This window comes from Pseudomonas sp. W22_MBD1_FP4 (genome assembly GCF_052113765.1).
Lineage (GTDB): Bacteria > Pseudomonadota > Gammaproteobacteria > Pseudomonadales > Pseudomonadaceae > Aquipseudomonas > Aquipseudomonas sivasensis.
This window is the reverse complement of sequence record NZ_JBGQOI010000013.1, coordinates 126,096-143,012: the sequence shown is the minus strand read 5'-3', so window position 1 is coordinate 143,012 and position 16,917 is coordinate 126,096. Positions and strand designations below refer to the sequence as shown.

Genomic DNA, 16,917 nt, shown 5'->3' with positions numbered 1-16,917 from the left:
CTAATCAGGGAACCGTGATGAAGCACAAACAGGCATTGGCTGATTACCGAGCTTTACGTGAAATAGCAGGGGGAGAGCCAGAGGACGCTGGCGAACTGCTAGAACAAATAGCAGAGAAAATGCTCGCCCGTCCGACACCGGAGAATGCTGCATATCTTTTGTGTGAGTTGGTCGATCTGTACTACCAGCGCGGTAATGCAGAGGGGCGCTCGATGCGGAAAGATCCAGCAGCACATGCCATTTTCGTTCGTCACCAGCTGGTAGCAGCTGATGAAGAAGAAAGCTCAAATTAAACACAGAGCCTGCACCAGGTTTCCCAAAGCCCCGCTGTCAAAAGCGGGGCCAAGTGCGAAGCGAACGGGTGATTTTGAGCCCGTGAAATCTAGATTGGTACTCATTATGAAGCGGAATTTTGCGCTCGCACTTACTGCCCCTGTTGTGACTCTCGTCATTGGCCTATCCATTGGGTACGCCATGAATCGACCTGTAGAAACCGAAGTTATTCCCCCGTTTTCAACTAGCTCCAAAGGAGACTCCCTGCTGAACAGGCTTTGTGCAGAGAGCGAGGTGTTCTCCAATCTTTCTCAGGGCGACCGCAACACACAGAAAAGTCTACGTCTTGAAAGCTTGCAAGCTCGGGCGTATTCGGACAGAGGGGTTATCTGCCAAGTCAACGGCACATTGCACACGCGGAGAGTGCCTTACCCTGGATCTGCCATCACGACGGAAGAAAAGATAAGCCAAATTATATTGGTGTCGATCACAGGCGAGTCTGAGGTCGCATCACCTGAGTTCATTCAGGCGTTGGTCAATTCCAGAACAGTGCGCGGAATGTCGTCCAATGCAGGGAATGATGGGACGGTTATACCGAAAGTTGAAGTCAAGTTGATTCGGTAGAGGATAAACCATGGCTAGCAAGAAGTTGGTTCGCCTGGCTAAGGCCGCAGCCAAGATGAACGCCAAAGCGGCAGCTGCGCAGTCGGCTTGGGTTGAGGCCTTCGAGGCAGAGTACGGTCACAGCGACATATCAGACGCGCTCGTGAGCGCTATCGACTACGCAAGCGGCGAAGGTGATCACGGCGAAGACCTCACCGCCGATTTTATCGAGGCGCACTCCGCACCAGGTATGTCCTAATCAACGCCATAAAACAGACGGAGATGCGCACGAACCGACTCTTGGCGCTGATGTAGCTACCATTCCTATTCCACATATTGAGAGGTTTGCCAGATGAACACACAGCAAAAGGGTTACGTCCTACCAACTGATTTGGACCAGGTGCTCATAGCTGAGCGGATCTCTGTGAGCCCCACAGGGGAGCAAACAGGACAAGGTGCGGAATTCTATGCCTTTGCATTCGATATGAGCCAGGAAGATGCTGTGAACGCCTTCGGCGGCACTCCAAGTGATGCAGTAGGTAAGGTCTTGTCATTGCTGGGTAAACCTTTCTCTGTGGCTCAAACCTCCAAGATCATCAGTGACGCTGCTGAAGTGATTCGTCAGATCGGCCTCGCCGAAACTGAGCAGCAGGCGACTGAAGACGCTGCCTCAGCCCGAGGCTATGTCAAGGCCCTTGCTGATCAGCATCTGGTCGAGCACACCCAGTGGCGACAGTTTTGTGCCGATATCGACGCGGCACGTCGAGGCTGGCAACGTCCGCTGCGTGGCCAAGGCGGGAACTATCAGTAGCTAGGCGTGAACCTGCACAGCCCAACTCATGACTCAACCCGGTAGCCGATATGAACAGCGAAGACAATCTACCCAAAATCCGAATCATCGACGTCGGACCTGCATCCCGTGGCGTAAGTATCGAGGATACGACTATGACAATGGGCGAAGTAGAAGACGACACAGGAGTACCTCAACTGGAGATGGCTGCGGCCCGTGAGGTGGTTTTACCTGGCATTAACCTTGAAGAAGGTTTGCCGCGCATCCTCGCAGCAGTCTCAGAATATGGGCCGGAACTCTGCCGTAGTTACGATGGTGTCGCTGAAACGGCCGCAAACATCAAATCGGCCTTATCAGAATACGGGTACAGCGTATCTATTGGCCAAGCTGAGGAGGTCTATGCCTTTTACTCACAGAGCAAGTGGGCAAGCTGGCTGGTGGGTGGTTGCCCCACTCTGGATGACGCAAAGCAAATGCTGATTGAGTTCACCAACGATATTCTCGCGGGTGAAAATCACGCGGAGCTATGAACAAGACGCCTCCGTGATTCCAGGTCAGGGCGAGCGTCAGATTTTCACGGAAATGACGATGCTTCTCTACGAAGAAATGCGGGCACAGCTCCAGGTGTTGGTAGACCTCCGCTGCTGTCGCCTAAGGCGCTGTTGAGGCCGACCAGCAGCGTGCAGCTCGCATCGTCGAATGAAGCGAAAAAACGGACCAAGTGAGCCATCACAGCCACAACGTAAAAGAGAGCTGATCCATGGACCGACCAATTCGCTCCGGAATAGTTAAATTCGGCACAAATACGCTTAGCTACCACGCGCTTCGTCGTGGTGGCCCTGACGACGGTTGTGCTGCATGCAACCGCAATCTGCCTGTAGAGCCAGATATGGAAGCACATCAGGTTCCTAGTGATATGCGCTGCAAGACTAAGGCTTGCCAGAAGCTCTTTGCCGAGGCGGATAGCGGGTTACCGGTATCTGAGAGGCTGGCCATACCAACGCGAGCCAGGATCATTCCCAAGCCGCAACGTCCTCATAAGCCAACCCAGTTGCAGCAAGGCATTCTGTACGCTGCTGCCGACCTAGCCCGGTACATCGTTCAGGTTGAGGATGTTGCGGCACTACTGCGCCGTCAGGGCTTAGCCGATGCTGATTGTTCGGACATAGACGAAATGGACAAAGAGCAATTGCGAGTGCTGCGCGATGATTTTGGTCTGCCCCTGCGCGGCCTCGACTGACTTAACAGAAAAGTCGCTACACCCTCAAGCCCGCCCTGTGCGGGCCGAGAACGTATGAGAGGCGCGGTTTGCGCGTCTGCGACAGGGAGAACCATATGAAACGTCTGCCGGAAGGAGTGCGCAGGGTTTGCGCAGTAGTTGGCGTGCTGTTTGTTATTTGGTGGATCGCTACACTCGGCTTTCTTTCTGAAGGATTCACGCAAGTCCAGCCGATCGGCTGGGTTGTGTTGGGGCTGGGGGCCATCTTGGCATACCTCATTCCAGCGCTGCTCTACCGGATCTACAGATGGATCAGAGATGGATTCGCTACTGATGCGCAACGCTAAAGGAAACGATTGATGGCTATTCCGGCTCCCTATGACAGCCACCCTTTGATGCTCGCGCCTGTAATGCAAATGGTCCTAGCTATCCCTCAATCAGTTTTGTGGGTAGTAGGTGATACATGGGTGAGATGTGAACACGGGGAATACTTCATCGGTGCTGATGAAAAAGTAAGCTGGGAGCAAGTGTATGAGCTTCTGCTGGGCTCACAGGATGCCTACCCTTGGGATGAAATTGAAGGTAACCGCCATGGAAAATAAAGTGATTCCTTCAACTCAGCCAGCAACCCTGGCTATTCGCTGGCGCACCATTGCGGTGGCTGCCTTGGGTGTGTGCGTCGGCATGGTGATCGGCGCCGTAGGAGTTCAGCAGGCCATTAAGCAGCATCCAATTCAGTTGGAAATGCTTACCGCCGGTACCGGCACCGAGATTTGTATCAATGGGTTCGCCTACGAAGTGGGTAACTCCGAAATCGACTCGCCTTGGCATGGCGTGTATAGACCACTCCAGCAGGGACAGGAGCCTTTGATTGGCGAAGGTGGCGAAGAGGTTTTACGCCAAGTGATACCGGTTCGCTGCAAGATTGGACACGGATAGGAAAAGTCGCTCAGATGCACCTCAACCCCTTGCCTGAAAACCTGGGCCCGTTCAGTTGAGACGCGTTTTATGACTTCGGGCGAGCATTTCTTCCCCAAAAAAACGCCGGGTGCGGGGGGCGTAACTGAGTAACGGACCGGGGGGTGGGGTTGGCCTTGCCCCCCGGCCAGCACTGGTAATCAAACTACGGTCTGAGGCTGTTTGGCTTTAGTACGGCGCTTCGCTGGCGCTGGGGATGGTACGGCTTGCTCGACTGCGGGCGTGGTGGCCAGCGTATGGGTAATCACAGATCCGCTCTTATTCCCAAGCTCCTTCGCCAGGGACGCGCGAACGGCTTGCATGGTGAGTTTTTCTGAAGCCGCACTTGCGCTTTTGAGGGGCTGTCCAGCGGCCACCAGAAGCTCGACTGTCATCAGAGCTGCTTTTACGGCGGTTTCTATTCGGTTTTCAACGCCATCTTTCATCATGGGTATTGCCTCGCTTAGTGGCCTCGATGCGAAATGCATGAGGTCCAGCTAAGAGAGTACAGCGTTACCTTGGATATCCCCAAACTCTGCCGAGGTGGCAGGAAAATGGTATTTGGTGGATGTCGAAAAAAGGCGTTGATAAGCAACGAACCTCCGGTATCAAGCAGCAACCAACCAAGCCCATGCGCACGCAATCAGTGGAGCTATGATCAGCAAAATGAATATGGCCTTCGCTTTGCCAACCTTGGATGGGCGAATAGGACCATGCCAGCCAGGCTCCTGAAAGCGCCCTTCTTTCGCCCTCTCCTCTTCTTCCCAGGCGCTATAAATAGCATCGTACTCGGCTTTCCATTTCAGCCAACAAGCACCGGAAACCGCGAGAGCGAGAGCCAGTGCGATCAAGCCGAATACAAACGGAATATCGATGATGTGCATTACTTCTTTCCTTAATCACGCGGCCTGGCTAAGGCATCCCGTGAGCTTGCTTATTTGGGTAGGTGGCTATTGGAACGCACGGTCGCGTTCAAGCGAATTGCTGACAAGAGGCAACGCACGAAGAGTCTGGATCATCACATGACTATCCGACTGGTTTCGTAAGATTGCTCGCAGTTGCTCAAGCGTTGTATCGAACTCGGCTTCAACTTTGACATCAGGAAACCCCTCTGCATCTGGATGAATCAGTACCTTTGAAGCAATACCGGATTGGTCAACGGCGAGGGTGAACTTGTCGACGTCGAGCCGGCATTCGGCGCGGAATGAGAACACAGGCATCACTAACTCCTTAACGCGATTTGGCAAGCTTGTAGGCGGCGGCTTTAAGCGGCCCCCGCAACATCGATATTCTTTGCTGTTTAGCGAACCAGGTGTTGATTTTGAGTCAGGCGGGTCACCGCAACCTTTTGGATAGTCACCAACGCCGTTCCGAGCATTTTAGCCCCTGCCTCATCAATCAACTCGGCCTCATGCAGACCTACCACAAAACCCTTGGCAAGGAGGCCCGCTTCATGAACCATATCTTCGCTGGTTGCATCGCGAATGTAGTTCAACTGGTCAATCCAGCTCGCCTTGACTCGTTCGCTCAAGAGAGGCACTTGGTTACCCCATCCTTCCTGCATTGCGTTGAGAGGCATGTGGTGTTCCTGATAGTGAGGGCTCGACAATCGTGCCCTTTTACGCACAAGGCCCCGGTTTCTGGCCAGGGCTTGGTGTGCAGCGGAATTGGGATATTTAGTTAGGAGTACTCGCAGACTTCCCTTCAAGAATTGCATCCCTCAGATTGATGCGATGACCAGGGTCAATAGCGTTGGACTCTGGAGATGGCCACCGTCGTTCTGGCTTAAAAACAGTCCAAACCATGGGTAGCGCAAGAGCAAGATAAACAACGAACAGCCCCCATCGTAATTTCTTCAGGCGTACCCGAGTATAAAACGAAACCCACAGAATGAACCCCCCGAGTGCGATCAGCACCCCAATCATCAAAGCAGTCCAGTATGGGTGGACATGTGCAATGCTGTACGGCGCAAACAAATCAACGACTGGAATATTCAATACTGCCCCCTCTATTTGAGTTCATTTTCGATGGCGCTAACAGTGTGTCAACGGAGGTGCCAGGCGAGCGAAGGCTTGGCTTAGCGACTATCTAAGTCAGTCCTCTGGGGAGCTGGTGTAGAGGAAATTGCTATAAGCATCTGCCCTGTCGAGATCCTTTTCAAATTCTCGACTGACGTCACGACCAAGCTCAATTTTGATACATGTTTTGTAAGCCCAGCGAGGATTGTTCAGCAGCGCGTTAAAGTCGGCGATTTTCGCTGTGACGTTCTCAAGCTCGATATCGACGTCTTCGGCGGCTAGGGCTGCTTCTGGCGTCTGAACCCAAACTTCCATTTTATTGAGCATGGACGTGAAATCGTCCCGAGAAATTGGCCCAATCTTGTGGCGGGTCTCTGTCATATCAATCGACAAACCACCATGCAGTGCAAAAAGGCTGAAGGTATTACGACCGGCGAACGTGTTGACGGTGTCGTCTTCCAAGTAGACCGTAAGCCGCTTTTCCAAACCAGTCCTGCTGGCAGCTATCTGTCTTGCCTCTGCCTCATCTGCGGCCTCAACATGCATCAGGAAATCGAAACTGTTAAACACGCACCAGGCGTTTCGTGGAACTGAGGAATGAGTCGTCATGCTAGTGCCCATATTGGTTTAGTTCACGCGATAAAGCGTCATTCGTAAGACCCTGCACCCCAAGTTTTAGAAGCAGGCCTTAGCGATGGATAATTGCTCGCCGGCGTAAGTGTTGAGATTGCTGGTACCAGACGAAGGCGTTTCATAAGAGCTATCTGCACGCCCTAAAGCAATGGGCGGTCAAAGGGCCGGCTTGCCGGGTGTGGGGAAAAGCCAAAAGCTTAAGACGGGCGATTGTACCCCTTGGCTGCCCGCTCGGTATCGTAAGCAACTGCCCATGCCTCAGCTTTCTGGACCAGGAGTTCAAGCTTGTTAGCTGGCGCCATTTGGTGGAATACCGGCGAAGCCAACCATTTCTCGATGGTTTCGGAGAGTTCGTCTATCTGATCCTCTCCGCCCATATCAGTGTCGCTGTAGGGTACTGGCCCGAGGAAGTTCCAGAAAACATCATCACCCTCGCATGCGTCATCGTAGCCCTGGAGCGCTACAACTTCGAGCTTGCCTTTATATGGCGCAATGCCCAGGAACTCACGGTCGCCAAGATCAGCAAGCGTGCCAAGAGGCATGGTCATCAGCACCTTGGCAACTGTGAAGCACAGCTTCTGCATGCGGTGGTAGATCGCATCGTATTCGGGGTAAGTCTCGCGGGCGCCGCCTTGGCGAACACAGGCCAACACCTTGAGGGTTTCATTGAGTTCCATGAGTAGCTCCAAATCTGATGCTCGCGCCCAATGTTGAGGGCTCGAATGAGTCGCAACTGAATGTTGAGGGTGAAAAAAACCCCGCTCAGTGGCGGGGCTTAATCTGACAGGCTGCTCGACTTACGAGCCGTGAACGTTGATCTCAGGGGTGGCCGACAGGTAGTTGGCTTGGCCGGTGATGGCCTCGTAAGCAGCAGGTTCGGCATCGTAGCGGGCTTGACCGTCAGCCAGGAACTTTTGGGTGGTGTTGCAGCCGGCCAGAGTAGCGGTGGAAGCAACAACAACAGCGATCAGCAGGGCTTTCAGAGAAGTTTTCATGGTGTAGCTCCTTGGGTGGGTTCAGCTTCATGTTTGTCGCTGATGGCCCCATTCTATTGAAGTCGTGAACCCTTGTAAACCCCGTAAACACATTATTTACGACATTTACTCAATTATTTTTCTGCTTGAGCTTTTCTACTGCCAAACGAGTCTTTGCGGCCAATGCTTTTGGCATCATCCCCTTATACAGAACCCAGTCGGACGGCACGCCTACCAAAGCCGCGCGCACACGGTTCATGGCACCGTTAGCGGCTTGTTTTGACATTCCTAGTGCCTCACCAGCGGCGGTAGTACCTTTCCCTTCCACCAGCACCAGGCGGGCTAGCTCTACGCTCTTAAGGGACAGGTCAAAGAATTTGTCTTTGCTCGCTTCAAACTCCTCAGCCGTCAAGCTGGTGGGGGCCTCCTCATGGTCATGCCCTGCCTTGGGCGTGTCTTTAGTGGTTGTCATGCTTGACCTCAAACTGTTGCTTATTTTGACCTTGGCGTCTCATCGACCGCGTTACGCCATGGAGATAAATGATTTGTAGTGGATGTGGCTAGTTTTGCGTGACTACGTGCTCGATGAATCAGTGGCGCTTTGAACTCCAACAGAAACAATCGTCGCGATGGGCACGACTTTGTAAAACTGGCTGACACGCGCGCCGTATTCATGTGCTGAGCGAATCAACTTGAGCCTCGAATAAAAATGAGCCTTCGCGACGCCATGCTTTTTGATCACTTCAATCGAAGACATCCCACCCACTAGGTGGTCGCGAAGGGCATCAATGGTCGTTTCCCCGCTAATCCTTGTGCCATCTAGAAGCGCTTGAAAGTGCTCAGGCGACAGCGAACCAGGTGCAAGCGGCTCGATTGGTTCTGACATCTTTTACTCCCTACATCAACCGGACCAGCTCAATGCATCGAGCTGGGTTTACCAATACAGTGGTGCACATGATCGCATTGAAGGGCTGGCGCTGAAAGTAAGTTGACCTCTAGCCCCCCGATTATCGTCCTGGCGCTCTAAGTACGTCGCTAGGTTCCTCAGACTGACGCACCGAGTCACATACGTTGATGCTCTTCATTGGCGAGTTGCCGGTCAGGATGTTAATGGTGACCATGCTGCCGGATTCCAGTGAAGCGATGTAGCGCGGCACCCCACCGATATAGCTGATCCGCATACTCAGAACCTTCTGGCCAACGTAGTCGCCATAGTCGCGCATGAGGGAGTCGACGATTGACTCTGTGCCCTGCGTTGACGCCTCGCGCCGCTCTCCGCCGTCGACATTGTAAGGGGTCGTGAAAACTCTTTGTTCAGTGGGCGTTGTTGTCATACCGCTCTCCTTGAATGCTTCAGCTGTTAGCAGCCACCTCTTACAGTGAACTAGCTCTTAACAGGGCCGGCTCGCCGGCCGGTAGATCAAAATGATGGGGTGTAGAAATCCGTGTTCAGGGTTCCGGTGGGTGCAACCTGAAGCTTTTGGAAAGCACTCATTTCGCTTGGGCGCCAGACCCAGCGATCCAGGTTTAGTGTCCCTCTCCGATCCACAGCGGTCATCAAGCGCTCCGCGTTAATGCGCGAAGAAAACAACTCAACATGAGTGAGGCATTCCCAGGTGTCTTCCGGTCGATGCTGCATCTGAACCTGGACGCGAAACCCTGCGGGCTGGCGCGCGTCCACGATTTCCATTTTTACGCGGTTGGAGCCGAAGCTGATCGTATTCATGCAGAGGTCCTGATTATGTAGGCTTCTGCCAGTATATACACAAATGTATACCAGTATATAGATTGTTAATTTTACATGACGGGCATCCTTGCCATGCTCGTGCCGGTCATTTGCATCTGGAGTGCCTGGCCGGGGGATGACATTAATTTACCGTTACCGGTAAATAATTGATTGCGTGTATTTACGGTATTCCGTAAACTGGCCCCATCACATCATCATGCTCAGGAATGCGAAATGCCTCGCTCAGAATTGACGCCAACCTACCGCGCTCTGCACGGCCTAACTACCAAGCTCCACCATTTCAAGGCGCGCGTGGAATTCCTCCAAATAGCGTTCAAGCACGGCGTAGTTAACGAGATCATTAACTACGAATTGTGGGATCGCTACGAAGGGTTAGGGGAGCGTCAGTTTGATACCTGTTTTGAAATGGGCGACTCGCAAGAGGTGATTGCGGAGCTGATTAAGACAGCCCGTGCCGAGGGGTTCATAGACAGCGTGCGCATCTGGTGCGGAGCGGAGAGCTTTGACCGCTGGTGCTCGTATGCAGATCGCCAAGGTCAGTTGTTCTAACGATAGCCGGGTGTTACCGCTATTCGTCTCAAGGGAAAAGCCGATGCGTCAGCACAAGTCAGTTGTTTTTAGTTTCGTGCTTTTGATGGCAGTGGTTTGCGCCATCTTCAGTAGCGTTACGGTGAAGCAACAAAATGCTGTGGATCTTTCTGACTTCTGTGCGACGCAACATGCAGCAATCATCAACCCAAATTTAGTCTGTGTAGGGAAACCATGATGGGAAGCTATTACGAGTGGGAAAGCGCTGTAGTGCAGTTTGTGGCAGACGAGTTGGAGGTTCCCTATTCGGACGCCTCCGCCGTAGTAGAAGGCCAACCCTTTTACATGCAGCAATCGTGGGGCAAGGCCATGGATGCAAAGGAAACTGCTGCCAAGGTACTTGCAGCGGCCCGTCAGTAGCTATTTGGAGATGCGCCCAAGCCCTGGCCTTAGCCGGGGCAAAGCCAGTAGAGAGTCTCCCCGTTCGCGACAAAAAGCTGCCGGCAACGCTCTATCAATCAACTGCCGGCTCGTCGTCTTCGGAATGCTCATCTACTGCTTTGCCGGTACCGATGAGCTTCATTTGCACAAGCTCATGGGGTTTTTTTTCTGTGCCCTCACACCAGAACCGTAAAGCTGGCCGACCCCAGGCGTTGCCTTTGCACTGTTTATGGGGGCACTGGAATTTGCTTTTGCTCAGGTTCTTCGAAGCAGGCCGCTGCTCAATGCCGAAATGAGCAAGCTGGTCAGCCTGAGCGTGTGCAAAGACTTTCATCTTTGGTGCGTCAACTTCCTTGCCATTCGCAGTCGAAGGAGCGGTATGTTCTGGAGCGAATGCATTTGTCTTCGGATCTTGCGGTGGCTTGTTTTCAGCGGTGCCGACGCCAGAGTTACCATTCTCCTCGCCCTCCTCTCTCTCTTCTCCCGCATCTTCGATAAGGGCAGCAAGCGAAGACTGTGCGCCATCAGCTGGAGCAAGTGCATGGGCAGTGTTTACGACCGGATCTTCCAGCGCGAGGGGCTGGATGTCATCTTTCGGCATCTGCGGCGGGTAGCGATCAACCCAAGAAAGCTTGAACGAAGTATCGAGCAGTCTTGACGTCGCCAGGTCAAAGGCGCCACCTTCGATGATGTACGTTTCGACGCTGTCGCCGGTGCGCTTGCCACCAGGCTTGCCGGTGTCTGTGGGCATCAAGCCGATTGCCTCGCACGCATCGGCCCACTCTTTGTTCCTATAGCGGCGGCGCGGCGGCGTAGACGTTGTGTTCACCAGGAGATCAAGCGTTACCATCTCACGAGCAAGCACGCTAAGCGTTTCCGGAATCGACCGAACGACAAAGTAAATTGGGTTTAGCGCAATTTCATGAGTCGTCTCGCCGTTTTCAACCATGTTCACAAACTGGTTGGCGCTGAAATAACCATAGGTCGCGTGCTGGCGCTGGAGAGTAATCAATGTTTCGGGAAGGCGACCCTCGAAAAGCTCGGTGTTCAAAAAGTCGTAAGCCTGCTGCAACTCTGCGTAGGTTTCTCGTGTTGGCTTCAAGTCGCCCTCCTTCTGGATTGTACAGTCCACTTTATTTGCGTTTTCATCGCGCGCCTAGATCAACAACGTATCGTAATCCTATACCATGATACGCGAGTGGCGGCAGTACGCTCCACAGCATTTCAAAAACGCTGAATTCTGCGCCTGCAACTCACACGGATAAACACGGACGACCAGAGGAGGCAAGCAGTGGCGACCACACTTTCTAAGAAACAGATTGATCGACGGGCAGCCGAGTCGGGGGAAGACTCTACCGCGACGGCATCCATGCGTAAGGCCAAGCCGGAGCCTATAACCAAAGAATCAGAACTCTGCGAAGTGTTCATGCGTGAGTTCAACCAGATTGATGGTTGGACGTGCTACCCGGAAGCGGCCGGCTTTGATGTCTTAGTGGTTCACGATGATGGCCGACAGATTGGTGTGGAAGCAAAGTTAACCTTAAACGCAAAGGTCGCGGATCAGATCTTGCCAAACCATGGGGATGATTTTTTCGGCCGCGCAGGCCCAGACCATCGGATCGTGATCGTCAGCAAGATCACCGAGGCTAGCGCGGGGATTGCAAAAATGCTGCATCGCTTGGGAGTCAAGGTCCTGATCCCTAGGGATGCTTGGGAGCGCACAGGTTACGTGCGCAGGTTCGACTTGGAAGATTCATTGCTAACCCTTGAAGATCGTGACGTTTTTTTTGGCCGCGAACTACTTTTTGACTGGTCGCCTGCCCAGCGTTGCCAAGTACCAGCGGTCGTAAGCGACTTGCCAGCAGGGGTGCCCTCACCCATTCGATTAACACCTTGGAAAGAAGCGGCGATAAAGGTCGTCGCTCTGATGCGTAGTCAAGGGTTCATCACCGTCAAACAGATCGCCGCGCATGGCATGGGGGCAAATAAATGGACCCAGTCAGGAAATGAGAAATCAGCTTGGCTGGCCAAAGGTTCGACGCGTGGCCAATGGCTCGAAACAGAGCACATGCCAGCTTTCGATAAGCAGCATCCCGATCTCTACGCCATAGAGGTTGAAGGGTTAGCGTCAGCAGCTCGAAAAGTATTCACCTTGGTTTAGGAGCGATTCATGAGCATGAGCAAAAAGAACACCAAAAGTGTTTTGTCGAGGTTTTCCCCGCTCGCAAAGTGGCGGTTATGCCAAACCGCAAGTACCTACTGGCGACTGTTCGCCAACACCATGTCAGTACTGCTATACGCCAGCATGGTCATCGGCATTGTTCGCGCGTTTCTTGGTTTTCGGGAAATGGACATCGACTCATTGATTCAAAGCTGTCTGCTGGCGCTCTCTCTTGCGATTTCCGCCCGTTGCGCCAAGAACATAACCGCTATCTCAGACCACAAAGTAAAAGGCATTAAAGGAGCTGTGGTGTCGCTGCCCAGGAGGCATGCGTACGAGCTGCTGATTCTCTCCACCATTGCGATAGCTGGCTCGCTTGCAGTGCCCTTTTTCTACGAATCAGGGTTGATAGAGTACTTCCTGTTATTTGTGTCATTGGTAGCGATGCTCTGCACTGCTGGCGCCGTCGGTTATCGGAGAGCTGGAGATAATCACGGCAAGTCAGATTAGGGCGGTGGGTTGTTAGTGCGCTGCGCGAGGAGGGGAAAAAACATCCCTGCATCAATCATGGCGTTAGTCGAGGAGAAGTCGAATGGCAAGGCGTCGAGAACCCTTCACTCCCTGCAAGCTATACATCGATGGCGCGGACGGCCTGAGCCCAGGTGATTTCATCGTCACGTCCGGTGGATCGGCATACCTGGTACAAGCGGCTCGGCCGAGCCCGAGCATTCCTGAACGGCAGTATCTCGACTGCCTGCGTTGGGTCCGAGACCAGATTCCCACGGACGCTAGGTGCTACCAGCTCAACTGGTATCGACGTTGAGATCAAAAAGTGTTTTGCGCTCTGCGGGGCTGCTGCAAAACCATCACTTAAATCATAAGTTTACGGTTTACCGTAACTTAAAGCTGTACTAAGGTTATGGTTTACCGTAAAATACCCTCACTGAATTGGATCACTGAGGATGCGAATAGTGAACAAGTATGAAGCGCTGGCCATACAGAAAACTCTGGATGCAAAGGGCTACGAAAGCCGTTTTGAAGAATTTGAGGGCGCCATTGTAGTTGTTCGCGATCCGGTAGAGTCCAGCGTTCACGGACGTCAGTACAAAGACGTCACGCTGCGCTCCGTCGCCTCGATGCGCGACTTTGTCCATGCTCGCTCCTGATCAGCGCAGCCTGGTTCGCCGGGCGACCCAATCAACCCAAGGAAGGCCCATGTCAGCGACCACTCAAGCAAATGCCATCTACCACCGGCACCAGTACGGTCAGGCGCTGCTGCGTCGTGATGGCGCTGCCGTAAGTTTTCACCGTGACGCCTGGAAGTATTGGGCGTCTTTCAAGTAATCACCGTATCAAAGGATGACTTCAATGAGCGACCTACAGGTTTGGTTTTTCGAACAGTCCTACTCGTTCCAAGCAGGCTTTCAAGACTACCGTGGCGGTGAGCTGTTTTCAGGTGACCGCAACGAAGAATGGCGGCGCGGCTGGAAATGGGCGAATGCCAATAACGTTTCGCGCAGCTGTTAACATCAGGTCGCACCAGTCAAGCCCGCCATCGTGCGGGCTTTGTCAGTATCGAAATCATCGAACGAGCCTGGGTAATGACAACAACACCACAACAAATCCTTACCGACGCATTAGCACGAGTGCAGCAAGATCCTAAATTTGTCGATCTGAATGCCGTCGAACAAGCCCGTCAGGCGGCCGAGTTGGTTATGGCCGACTCTGAGCGTCAGTCGGTGCGTCTAAGCGCCTTGCAGTCGTATGTCTGTGGTTTAGGCGCCATCATTCTAACCATGACTTTCTGGTACATATTAATTGCGCGTCCCGAGCAAGTTCAGACGGTTCTTTTTGCTACGGGTGGTTTTTTCCTCCTCGTGTTGACTGGCCGATATCTAATTCAGCACAGAAAAAATGGTTCAAAAATGAAATTGATCGGCGACGGGAAGCGCAGTGATAACTGAATTTCGTTAAGCATTTGTTTGCCCTGCTTCCTTTGTATTTGTCTTAGGACCCACTGATAGCATCACCTGAAACTCTGGCCCACGCCACGCCATAGAACCACTGTCTCCCAAGTTGCTTGGCTGATGAGGAAAATAAACATGCCGATCAAACCCGAAACCACGTACCGATTCGTGAAAAGCGGCAACCTGGTACGCACCGTTGAGGCAACAAATTATGGTGGTGCAGGTAATTGGGTTGTTGCCCGAATCGACACGGGCAAAGAAATGATCGTGCCTGGTAAGGCATTGATCGACCCTGACCATCCCGACTGGTCATGAGCCTTGTCGCAATGGTTATTTATTTACGGTAAATCATAAATATTTCTTTGATTGTTTACGGTTTACCGTATACTTCCCTCACTGAAATCAATTTGAGGGATGGCAGAAATGATGTTGAACGAGCGAAACGAAAAGTTTTTTTCTGCGATCAGCAGCGAAACAAAAACTGCGATCCTTGCCGTCATCGCTGACCGTTATGGGATCACTCCAGAAGAGGCCTACGAACAGGTCACCGATAAGGAGGCTGAATGCTTGCTTGACTACCTCGGTGAACCATATCGCTCGGCAACGTCGGTTCTTATGCAGCGACACGGGATCCGCAAATAGCGAGCACTTATCCACCCCAAGCCCTGGCCTAAAAACCGGGGCAGAGCCAGTAGAGGGGGGATGCTATTTTGGCGTCCGCCAGGTCGAAAGGATGGGGCACAATGACTGGTCGGCAGGATATGAAGCTGGCGGACATTTTCTGGAAACTGGATTCGATCGCTGAAAGCAGCGTGATCAGTGTCGAGGCAAGTACAGCCGCTCGTGACGCGGTGCGTGCCTTGCGTGAAATCACTCGCGCCCTCGCAGTGGATCCATCGGCAGGTGCTGATAGCGTTGTTGCATCAGTTGAGGGACTACAGGAACGCTTCAGGAAAGCGCGCAAGCAAGCATCCTACGGGGCGGTGTTGCTAAACAACTGGATGCAGACAGCCAACATAAGTGATGAACAACGGGCGGCTCTTTGCAGCGTCACAGCAGCGCATTTGGCTGAATGCGACCCTGTGGCTGTTTGACGAGGAAAATAAATGCCCATCCGAAAGCTAAAGATCTGGAATGGTCGGTCGTATTTTTGCCACAACCGCCACGACCCAAAGTGGGAAGGTGCCGATCCTGGCCGTACCTCTGGAAGCATATATGCGGCAGCCTACAGTCGCGCCGACCTTCGCAGGATGATCGCCGATTACACGGGCTCACCGATCAGCGATAGCGAGATAAAAGTTTATTGGAATGAAGGTAACTGGGGTAACGAGATGGTTGGCATCGAGCCTGAACGCGGACTCTGGCTCAAACAAAAAGCCAACGATAAGCGCGCGCCCGTGAGGCTGGTGTAGGACCAACCAGAGCCAGGTAGCCAGCTGCAACATGCCTGCCGATGGGGGCCTACCTTGGCTCCCCCCTGAATCCAAGCCCTGCCGTCATACGCGGGGCCGCGTCAGCAGAGCGGCGCCCATTGAAGAGCGCTACAAATGCTGGCGCAGTAGGCAAGATTGCCTATATGCTTGCGTAGGCAAGATTGCCTATTGTCGTTAAGCCGAGGCACACGTGGACAATCGCACTCGTTTTTTGCACCTACTCAAAACCTACGATATTACCCAAAAGAAAAGCGCCGAGTTAATCGCCTCGGTCAGCGGTCGGCCGTGCTCAGTCCGCACGGTACGTTCCTGGGTCAATGATCCCGAGAAGAAATACTCTGTCCCTTGCCCAGATTATGCCGTAGCTAATCTCGAAAAGGCGATTCACTACATGGAGCAGTATGTGATGAAGCGGCGAGCCGAGATTGAAGCGGCAAAAAGCGGCGAGTAAACAAGGAGCGCTGTTATGCAGATTGATCGCCCGAACATGTTATGTCGAAATGGCCTGCTGGCAGAGCAGCAACGCGAGCGCGTGAACACCACTCCTGTGCGATACAAAGTCACTTGGACCGTTCGCCGAGTGCTCGTACTGGATGAAGCTCAAGTAGGGCTCTATGAGCGCCACAACGTCATAACTGACGACGCCGGCAATCGGGTTATTTACACCTGCATCAGCGAAATCGGATCGGGCCTCACCAAGCACCAAGTGAATGGGCTGCTCGGGCAGTGATCATTGTAAGGAGTTTCAAATGTCGGTCGAGGATCAGAAGACTCAAACACTAGTGACAGTGGCCTTTGGGATGCACAGCGGCTCACCAGGTATGTGGGGCTGGGATGTATCTGGCCGTAACGGATATGGCTGGGGGACTGCGCCGTCGGAGCGTGAGGCAATGCAGGACTGCATCACCTACCTTCAGACCTATAACCTTCCCGCCAATTAACGGAGTGCCCATGAAAGGATCAAGCATCTATGTATCTGCTCCAGAACTGGAAGCGTTGCATGACGCAGCTGGTTACCTCAGCGCGATCCTTGAGGCGGCGTCCGGTGATACAGCCAATCTAATTGCGGCAAAGGCCGGCCTGCACAGCATTATTGAGAAAATACAGGCATCTGCTCGACAGACTAAGGTAAAAGCCGTAAAGCGTGCAGCTGAAAAGGAATAGGGGAGCCCT

The 16,917-nt window shown here is 53.0% G+C and carries 38 protein-coding genes; 26 read left to right on the top strand and 12 right to left on the bottom strand.

The genetic code is table 11. The features are described from left to right. Nucleotides 1–17 precede the first annotated feature (17 nt). The 9 genes from ACEN2T_RS17920 (at nucleotide 18) to ACEN2T_RS17880 (ending at nucleotide 3,824) form a co-directional block, all read left to right on the top strand. On the top strand, nucleotides 18–293 hold the full coding sequence (locus ACEN2T_RS17920) for a hypothetical protein (RefSeq protein ID WP_442117211.1): 276 nt from the start codon (nucleotides 18–20) through the stop codon (nucleotides 291–293). Beyond that, on the top strand, nucleotides 271–897 hold the full coding sequence (locus ACEN2T_RS17915) for a hypothetical protein (RefSeq protein ID WP_442117210.1): 627 nt from the start codon (nucleotides 271–273) through the stop codon (nucleotides 895–897). Before ACEN2T_RS17920 ends, ACEN2T_RS17915 begins: the two co-directional genes overlap by 23 nt. A 10-nt stretch (nucleotides 898–907) precedes the next feature. Then, nucleotides 908–1,135, top strand: a complete 228-nt coding sequence (locus ACEN2T_RS17910) for a hypothetical protein (RefSeq protein ID WP_442117209.1) — start codon at nucleotides 908–910, stop codon at nucleotides 1,133–1,135. A gap of 93 nt (nucleotides 1,136–1,228) precedes the next feature. Further along, nucleotides 1,229–1,687 (top strand): hypothetical protein, encoded by a 459-nt coding sequence (locus ACEN2T_RS17905; RefSeq protein ID WP_442117208.1) that lies wholly within the window; start codon nucleotides 1,229–1,231, stop codon nucleotides 1,685–1,687. A 50-nt stretch (nucleotides 1,688–1,737) separates the two neighbouring features. Then, a complete protein-coding gene (locus ACEN2T_RS17900) occupies nucleotides 1,738–2,196 on the top strand; it encodes a hypothetical protein (protein WP_442117207.1) in 459 nt (152 codons plus the stop codon). A gap of 230 nt (nucleotides 2,197–2,426) precedes the next feature. Next, entirely contained in the window at nucleotides 2,427–2,906 is a 480-nt protein-coding gene (locus tag ACEN2T_RS17895) for a hypothetical protein (protein WP_442117206.1), read from the top strand. Between the two features lie 95 nt (nucleotides 2,907–3,001). After that, complete coding sequence (locus ACEN2T_RS17890; protein WP_442117205.1) at nucleotides 3,002–3,232, top strand: hypothetical protein; 231 nt, start codon at nucleotides 3,002–3,004, stop codon at nucleotides 3,230–3,232. 12 nt (nucleotides 3,233–3,244) lie between these two features. After that, the gene (locus tag ACEN2T_RS17885) at nucleotides 3,245–3,487 is read left to right on the top strand and encodes a hypothetical protein (RefSeq protein ID WP_442117204.1); all 243 of its coding nucleotides are present in this window, start codon (nucleotides 3,245–3,247) and stop codon (nucleotides 3,485–3,487) included. After that, nucleotides 3,477–3,824, top strand: a complete 348-nt coding sequence (locus tag ACEN2T_RS17880; protein WP_442117203.1) for a hypothetical protein — start codon at nucleotides 3,477–3,479, stop codon at nucleotides 3,822–3,824. Before ACEN2T_RS17885 ends, ACEN2T_RS17880 begins: the two co-directional genes overlap by 11 nt. Before the next feature lie 179 nt (nucleotides 3,825–4,003). Here the strand turns inward: ACEN2T_RS17880 and ACEN2T_RS17875 are convergent, their stop codons facing one another. The 11 genes from ACEN2T_RS17875 to ACEN2T_RS17825 all read right to left on the bottom strand — a co-directional run bounded on the left by ACEN2T_RS17875 (nucleotide 4,004) and on the right by ACEN2T_RS17825 (nucleotide 9,193). Beyond that, nucleotides 4,004–4,291, bottom strand: a complete 288-nt coding sequence (locus ACEN2T_RS17875; protein WP_442117202.1) for a hypothetical protein — start codon at nucleotides 4,289–4,291, stop codon at nucleotides 4,004–4,006. A gap of 159 nt (nucleotides 4,292–4,450) precedes the next feature. Then, on the bottom strand, nucleotides 4,451–4,726 hold the full coding sequence (locus ACEN2T_RS17870; RefSeq protein ID WP_442117201.1) for a hypothetical protein: 276 nt from the start codon (nucleotides 4,724–4,726) through the stop codon (nucleotides 4,451–4,453). Nucleotides 4,727–4,792: 66 nt separating this feature from the next. Then, complete coding sequence (locus ACEN2T_RS17865) at nucleotides 4,793–5,062, bottom strand: hypothetical protein (RefSeq protein ID WP_442117200.1); 270 nt, start codon at nucleotides 5,060–5,062, stop codon at nucleotides 4,793–4,795. Between the two features lie 80 nt (nucleotides 5,063–5,142). After that, nucleotides 5,143–5,421: a hypothetical protein gene (locus tag ACEN2T_RS17860; RefSeq protein WP_442117199.1), complete on the bottom strand. Its 279-nt coding sequence runs from the start codon at nucleotides 5,419–5,421 to the stop codon at nucleotides 5,143–5,145. 514 nt (nucleotides 5,422–5,935) lie between these two features. Next, nucleotides 5,936–6,469, bottom strand: coding sequence for a hypothetical protein (locus ACEN2T_RS17855; protein ID WP_442117198.1), 534 nt, complete (start codon nucleotides 6,467–6,469; stop codon nucleotides 5,936–5,938). Between the two features lie 221 nt (nucleotides 6,470–6,690). After that, the gene (locus ACEN2T_RS17850) at nucleotides 6,691–7,170 is read right to left on the bottom strand and encodes a hypothetical protein (RefSeq protein ID WP_442117197.1); all 480 of its coding nucleotides are present in this window, start codon (nucleotides 7,168–7,170) and stop codon (nucleotides 6,691–6,693) included. Nucleotides 7,171–7,290: 120 nt separating this feature from the next. Next, the gene (locus tag ACEN2T_RS17845; protein WP_442117196.1) at nucleotides 7,291–7,488 is read right to left on the bottom strand and encodes a hypothetical protein; all 198 of its coding nucleotides are present in this window, start codon (nucleotides 7,486–7,488) and stop codon (nucleotides 7,291–7,293) included. A gap of 109 nt (nucleotides 7,489–7,597) precedes the next feature. Next, nucleotides 7,598–7,939: a TrfB-related DNA-binding protein gene (locus ACEN2T_RS17840; RefSeq protein WP_442117195.1), complete on the bottom strand. Its 342-nt coding sequence runs from the start codon at nucleotides 7,937–7,939 to the stop codon at nucleotides 7,598–7,600. 102 nt (nucleotides 7,940–8,041) lie between these two features. After that, nucleotides 8,042–8,353 carry a PapB/FocB family fimbrial expression transcriptional regulator gene (locus tag ACEN2T_RS17835; protein WP_442117194.1) on the bottom strand — a complete coding sequence of 104 codons (312 nt, stop codon included), beginning with the start codon at nucleotides 8,351–8,353 and terminating at the stop codon, nucleotides 8,042–8,044. 121 nt (nucleotides 8,354–8,474) lie between these two features. Continuing rightward, a complete protein-coding gene (locus ACEN2T_RS17830; RefSeq protein WP_442117193.1) occupies nucleotides 8,475–8,801 on the bottom strand; it encodes a hypothetical protein in 327 nt (108 codons plus the stop codon). 86 nt (nucleotides 8,802–8,887) lie between these two features. Next, the gene (locus ACEN2T_RS17825; protein ID WP_442117192.1) at nucleotides 8,888–9,193 is read right to left on the bottom strand and encodes a hypothetical protein; all 306 of its coding nucleotides are present in this window, start codon (nucleotides 9,191–9,193) and stop codon (nucleotides 8,888–8,890) included. A 234-nt stretch (nucleotides 9,194–9,427) separates the two neighbouring features. On the opposite strand from ACEN2T_RS17825, the gene ACEN2T_RS17820 reads away from it, so the two are divergent. Genes ACEN2T_RS17820 through ACEN2T_RS17810 form a run of 3 tightly spaced genes read left to right on the top strand, consistent with a single transcriptional unit; the run spans nucleotide 9,428 to nucleotide 10,162 of the window. After that, nucleotides 9,428–9,763, top strand: coding sequence for a hypothetical protein (locus tag ACEN2T_RS17820; RefSeq protein WP_442117191.1), 336 nt, complete (start codon nucleotides 9,428–9,430; stop codon nucleotides 9,761–9,763). Further along, nucleotides 9,735–9,980, top strand: coding sequence for a hypothetical protein (locus ACEN2T_RS17815; protein ID WP_442117190.1), 246 nt, complete (start codon nucleotides 9,735–9,737; stop codon nucleotides 9,978–9,980). The genes ACEN2T_RS17820 and ACEN2T_RS17815 overlap by 29 nt, the downstream gene beginning before the upstream one ends. After that, nucleotides 9,980–10,162 carry a hypothetical protein gene (locus ACEN2T_RS17810; protein ID WP_442117189.1) on the top strand — a complete coding sequence of 61 codons (183 nt, stop codon included), beginning with the start codon at nucleotides 9,980–9,982 and terminating at the stop codon, nucleotides 10,160–10,162. Before ACEN2T_RS17815 ends, ACEN2T_RS17810 begins: the two co-directional genes overlap by 1 nt. Before the next feature lie 94 nt (nucleotides 10,163–10,256). Here the strand turns inward: ACEN2T_RS17810 and ACEN2T_RS17805 are convergent, their stop codons facing one another. Next, complete coding sequence (locus ACEN2T_RS17805; RefSeq protein ID WP_442117188.1) at nucleotides 10,257–11,285, bottom strand: hypothetical protein; 1,029 nt, start codon at nucleotides 11,283–11,285, stop codon at nucleotides 10,257–10,259. 189 nt (nucleotides 11,286–11,474) lie between these two features. On the opposite strand from ACEN2T_RS17805, the gene ACEN2T_RS17800 reads away from it, so the two are divergent. The 14 genes from ACEN2T_RS17800 (at nucleotide 11,475) to ACEN2T_RS17735 (ending at nucleotide 16,908) form a co-directional block, all read left to right on the top strand. Then, the gene (locus ACEN2T_RS17800) at nucleotides 11,475–12,344 is read left to right on the top strand and encodes a hypothetical protein (RefSeq protein ID WP_442117187.1); all 870 of its coding nucleotides are present in this window, start codon (nucleotides 11,475–11,477) and stop codon (nucleotides 12,342–12,344) included. Between the two features lie 9 nt (nucleotides 12,345–12,353). Continuing rightward, nucleotides 12,354–12,854, top strand: a complete 501-nt coding sequence (locus tag ACEN2T_RS17795; RefSeq protein WP_442117186.1) for a hypothetical protein — start codon at nucleotides 12,354–12,356, stop codon at nucleotides 12,852–12,854. Between the two features lie 461 nt (nucleotides 12,855–13,315). Further along, nucleotides 13,316–13,510, top strand: coding sequence for a hypothetical protein (locus ACEN2T_RS17790; RefSeq protein ID WP_442117185.1), 195 nt, complete (start codon nucleotides 13,316–13,318; stop codon nucleotides 13,508–13,510). 49 nt (nucleotides 13,511–13,559) lie between these two features. Further along, complete coding sequence (locus ACEN2T_RS17785) at nucleotides 13,560–13,688, top strand: hypothetical protein (protein WP_442117184.1); 129 nt, start codon at nucleotides 13,560–13,562, stop codon at nucleotides 13,686–13,688. 24 nt (nucleotides 13,689–13,712) lie between these two features. After that, the gene (locus ACEN2T_RS17780; protein WP_442117183.1) at nucleotides 13,713–13,871 is read left to right on the top strand and encodes a hypothetical protein; all 159 of its coding nucleotides are present in this window, start codon (nucleotides 13,713–13,715) and stop codon (nucleotides 13,869–13,871) included. Nucleotides 13,872–13,945: 74 nt separating this feature from the next. Continuing rightward, nucleotides 13,946–14,308 carry a hypothetical protein gene (locus ACEN2T_RS17775; protein ID WP_442117182.1) on the top strand — a complete coding sequence of 121 codons (363 nt, stop codon included), beginning with the start codon at nucleotides 13,946–13,948 and terminating at the stop codon, nucleotides 14,306–14,308. A 138-nt stretch (nucleotides 14,309–14,446) separates the two neighbouring features. After that, nucleotides 14,447–14,626, top strand: coding sequence for a hypothetical protein (locus ACEN2T_RS17770; protein ID WP_442117181.1), 180 nt, complete (start codon nucleotides 14,447–14,449; stop codon nucleotides 14,624–14,626). Nucleotides 14,627–14,734: 108 nt separating this feature from the next. Continuing rightward, nucleotides 14,735–14,953, top strand: a complete 219-nt coding sequence (locus ACEN2T_RS17765; protein ID WP_442117180.1) for a hypothetical protein — start codon at nucleotides 14,735–14,737, stop codon at nucleotides 14,951–14,953. Nucleotides 14,954–15,054: 101 nt separating this feature from the next. Then, nucleotides 15,055–15,405 carry a hypothetical protein gene (locus ACEN2T_RS17760; protein WP_442117179.1) on the top strand — a complete coding sequence of 117 codons (351 nt, stop codon included), beginning with the start codon at nucleotides 15,055–15,057 and terminating at the stop codon, nucleotides 15,403–15,405. 12 nt (nucleotides 15,406–15,417) lie between these two features. Continuing rightward, on the top strand, nucleotides 15,418–15,723 hold the full coding sequence (locus tag ACEN2T_RS17755; protein WP_442117178.1) for a hypothetical protein: 306 nt from the start codon (nucleotides 15,418–15,420) through the stop codon (nucleotides 15,721–15,723). A gap of 211 nt (nucleotides 15,724–15,934) precedes the next feature. Next, the gene (locus ACEN2T_RS17750) at nucleotides 15,935–16,195 is read left to right on the top strand and encodes a hypothetical protein (protein WP_442117177.1); all 261 of its coding nucleotides are present in this window, start codon (nucleotides 15,935–15,937) and stop codon (nucleotides 16,193–16,195) included. A 15-nt stretch (nucleotides 16,196–16,210) separates the two neighbouring features. Beyond that, nucleotides 16,211–16,474 carry a hypothetical protein gene (locus ACEN2T_RS17745; protein WP_442117176.1) on the top strand — a complete coding sequence of 88 codons (264 nt, stop codon included), beginning with the start codon at nucleotides 16,211–16,213 and terminating at the stop codon, nucleotides 16,472–16,474. A gap of 19 nt (nucleotides 16,475–16,493) precedes the next feature. Continuing rightward, nucleotides 16,494–16,685: a hypothetical protein gene (locus ACEN2T_RS17740; protein WP_442117175.1), complete on the top strand. Its 192-nt coding sequence runs from the start codon at nucleotides 16,494–16,496 to the stop codon at nucleotides 16,683–16,685. A 10-nt stretch (nucleotides 16,686–16,695) separates the two neighbouring features. After that, nucleotides 16,696–16,908, top strand: a complete 213-nt coding sequence (locus ACEN2T_RS17735) for a hypothetical protein (protein ID WP_442117174.1) — start codon at nucleotides 16,696–16,698, stop codon at nucleotides 16,906–16,908. The last annotated feature ends 9 nt before the right edge of the window (nucleotides 16,909–16,917 follow it).

What these genes read in the sequence shown, in the direction of transcription:
- ACEN2T_RS17920 (WP_442117211.1), top strand. Translation starts at nt 18, where the DNA reads ATGAAGCACAAACAGGCATTGGCTGATTACCGAGCTTTACGTGAAATA.
- ACEN2T_RS17915 (WP_442117210.1), top strand. Translation starts at nt 271, where the DNA reads ATGAAGAAGAAAGCTCAAATTAAACACAGAGCCTGCACCAGGTTTCCC.
- ACEN2T_RS17910 (WP_442117209.1), top strand. Translation starts at nt 908, where the DNA reads ATGGCTAGCAAGAAGTTGGTTCGCCTGGCTAAGGCCGCAGCCAAGATG.
- ACEN2T_RS17905 (WP_442117208.1), top strand. Translation starts at nt 1,229, where the DNA reads ATGAACACACAGCAAAAGGGTTACGTCCTACCAACTGATTTGGACCAG.
- ACEN2T_RS17900 (WP_442117207.1), top strand. Translation starts at nt 1,738, where the DNA reads ATGAACAGCGAAGACAATCTACCCAAAATCCGAATCATCGACGTCGGA.
- ACEN2T_RS17895 (WP_442117206.1), top strand. Translation starts at nt 2,427, where the DNA reads ATGGACCGACCAATTCGCTCCGGAATAGTTAAATTCGGCACAAATACG.
- ACEN2T_RS17890 (WP_442117205.1), top strand. Translation starts at nt 3,002, where the DNA reads ATGAAACGTCTGCCGGAAGGAGTGCGCAGGGTTTGCGCAGTAGTTGGC.
- ACEN2T_RS17885 (WP_442117204.1), top strand. Translation starts at nt 3,245, where the DNA reads ATGGCTATTCCGGCTCCCTATGACAGCCACCCTTTGATGCTCGCGCCT.
- ACEN2T_RS17880 (WP_442117203.1), top strand. Translation starts at nt 3,477, where the DNA reads ATGGAAAATAAAGTGATTCCTTCAACTCAGCCAGCAACCCTGGCTATT.
- ACEN2T_RS17875 (WP_442117202.1), bottom strand. Translation starts at nt 4,291, where the DNA reads ATGATGAAAGATGGCGTTGAAAACCGAATAGAAACCGCCGTAAAAGCA.
- ACEN2T_RS17870 (WP_442117201.1), bottom strand. Translation starts at nt 4,726, where the DNA reads ATGCACATCATCGATATTCCGTTTGTATTCGGCTTGATCGCACTGGCT.
- ACEN2T_RS17865 (WP_442117200.1), bottom strand. Translation starts at nt 5,062, where the DNA reads ATGCCTGTGTTCTCATTCCGCGCCGAATGCCGGCTCGACGTCGACAAG.
- ACEN2T_RS17860 (WP_442117199.1), bottom strand. Translation starts at nt 5,421, where the DNA reads ATGCCTCTCAACGCAATGCAGGAAGGATGGGGTAACCAAGTGCCTCTC.
- ACEN2T_RS17855 (WP_442117198.1), bottom strand. Translation starts at nt 6,469, where the DNA reads ATGACGACTCATTCCTCAGTTCCACGAAACGCCTGGTGCGTGTTTAAC.
- ACEN2T_RS17850 (WP_442117197.1), bottom strand. Translation starts at nt 7,170, where the DNA reads ATGGAACTCAATGAAACCCTCAAGGTGTTGGCCTGTGTTCGCCAAGGC.
- ACEN2T_RS17845 (WP_442117196.1), bottom strand. Translation starts at nt 7,488, where the DNA reads ATGAAAACTTCTCTGAAAGCCCTGCTGATCGCTGTTGTTGTTGCTTCC.
- ACEN2T_RS17840 (WP_442117195.1), bottom strand. Translation starts at nt 7,939, where the DNA reads ATGACAACCACTAAAGACACGCCCAAGGCAGGGCATGACCATGAGGAG.
- ACEN2T_RS17835 (WP_442117194.1), bottom strand. Translation starts at nt 8,353, where the DNA reads ATGTCAGAACCAATCGAGCCGCTTGCACCTGGTTCGCTGTCGCCTGAG.
- ACEN2T_RS17830 (WP_442117193.1), bottom strand. Translation starts at nt 8,801, where the DNA reads ATGACAACAACGCCCACTGAACAAAGAGTTTTCACGACCCCTTACAAT.
- ACEN2T_RS17825 (WP_442117192.1), bottom strand. Translation starts at nt 9,193, where the DNA reads ATGAATACGATCAGCTTCGGCTCCAACCGCGTAAAAATGGAAATCGTG.
- ACEN2T_RS17820 (WP_442117191.1), top strand. Translation starts at nt 9,428, where the DNA reads ATGCCTCGCTCAGAATTGACGCCAACCTACCGCGCTCTGCACGGCCTA.
- ACEN2T_RS17815 (WP_442117190.1), top strand. Translation starts at nt 9,735, where the DNA reads ATGCAGATCGCCAAGGTCAGTTGTTCTAACGATAGCCGGGTGTTACCG.
- ACEN2T_RS17810 (WP_442117189.1), top strand. Translation starts at nt 9,980, where the DNA reads ATGGGAAGCTATTACGAGTGGGAAAGCGCTGTAGTGCAGTTTGTGGCA.
- ACEN2T_RS17795 (WP_442117186.1), top strand. Translation starts at nt 12,354, where the DNA reads ATGAGCATGAGCAAAAAGAACACCAAAAGTGTTTTGTCGAGGTTTTCC.
- ACEN2T_RS17785 (WP_442117184.1), top strand. Translation starts at nt 13,560, where the DNA reads ATGTCAGCGACCACTCAAGCAAATGCCATCTACCACCGGCACCAGTAC.
- ACEN2T_RS17780 (WP_442117183.1), top strand. Translation starts at nt 13,713, where the DNA reads ATGAGCGACCTACAGGTTTGGTTTTTCGAACAGTCCTACTCGTTCCAA.
- ACEN2T_RS17775 (WP_442117182.1), top strand. Translation starts at nt 13,946, where the DNA reads ATGACAACAACACCACAACAAATCCTTACCGACGCATTAGCACGAGTG.
- ACEN2T_RS17770 (WP_442117181.1), top strand. Translation starts at nt 14,447, where the DNA reads ATGCCGATCAAACCCGAAACCACGTACCGATTCGTGAAAAGCGGCAAC.
- ACEN2T_RS17765 (WP_442117180.1), top strand. Translation starts at nt 14,735, where the DNA reads ATGATGTTGAACGAGCGAAACGAAAAGTTTTTTTCTGCGATCAGCAGC.
- ACEN2T_RS17760 (WP_442117179.1), top strand. Translation starts at nt 15,055, where the DNA reads ATGACTGGTCGGCAGGATATGAAGCTGGCGGACATTTTCTGGAAACTG.
- ACEN2T_RS17755 (WP_442117178.1), top strand. Translation starts at nt 15,418, where the DNA reads ATGCCCATCCGAAAGCTAAAGATCTGGAATGGTCGGTCGTATTTTTGC.
- ACEN2T_RS17745 (WP_442117176.1), top strand. Translation starts at nt 16,211, where the DNA reads ATGCAGATTGATCGCCCGAACATGTTATGTCGAAATGGCCTGCTGGCA.
- ACEN2T_RS17740 (WP_442117175.1), top strand. Translation starts at nt 16,494, where the DNA reads ATGTCGGTCGAGGATCAGAAGACTCAAACACTAGTGACAGTGGCCTTT.
- ACEN2T_RS17735 (WP_442117174.1), top strand. Translation starts at nt 16,696, where the DNA reads ATGAAAGGATCAAGCATCTATGTATCTGCTCCAGAACTGGAAGCGTTG.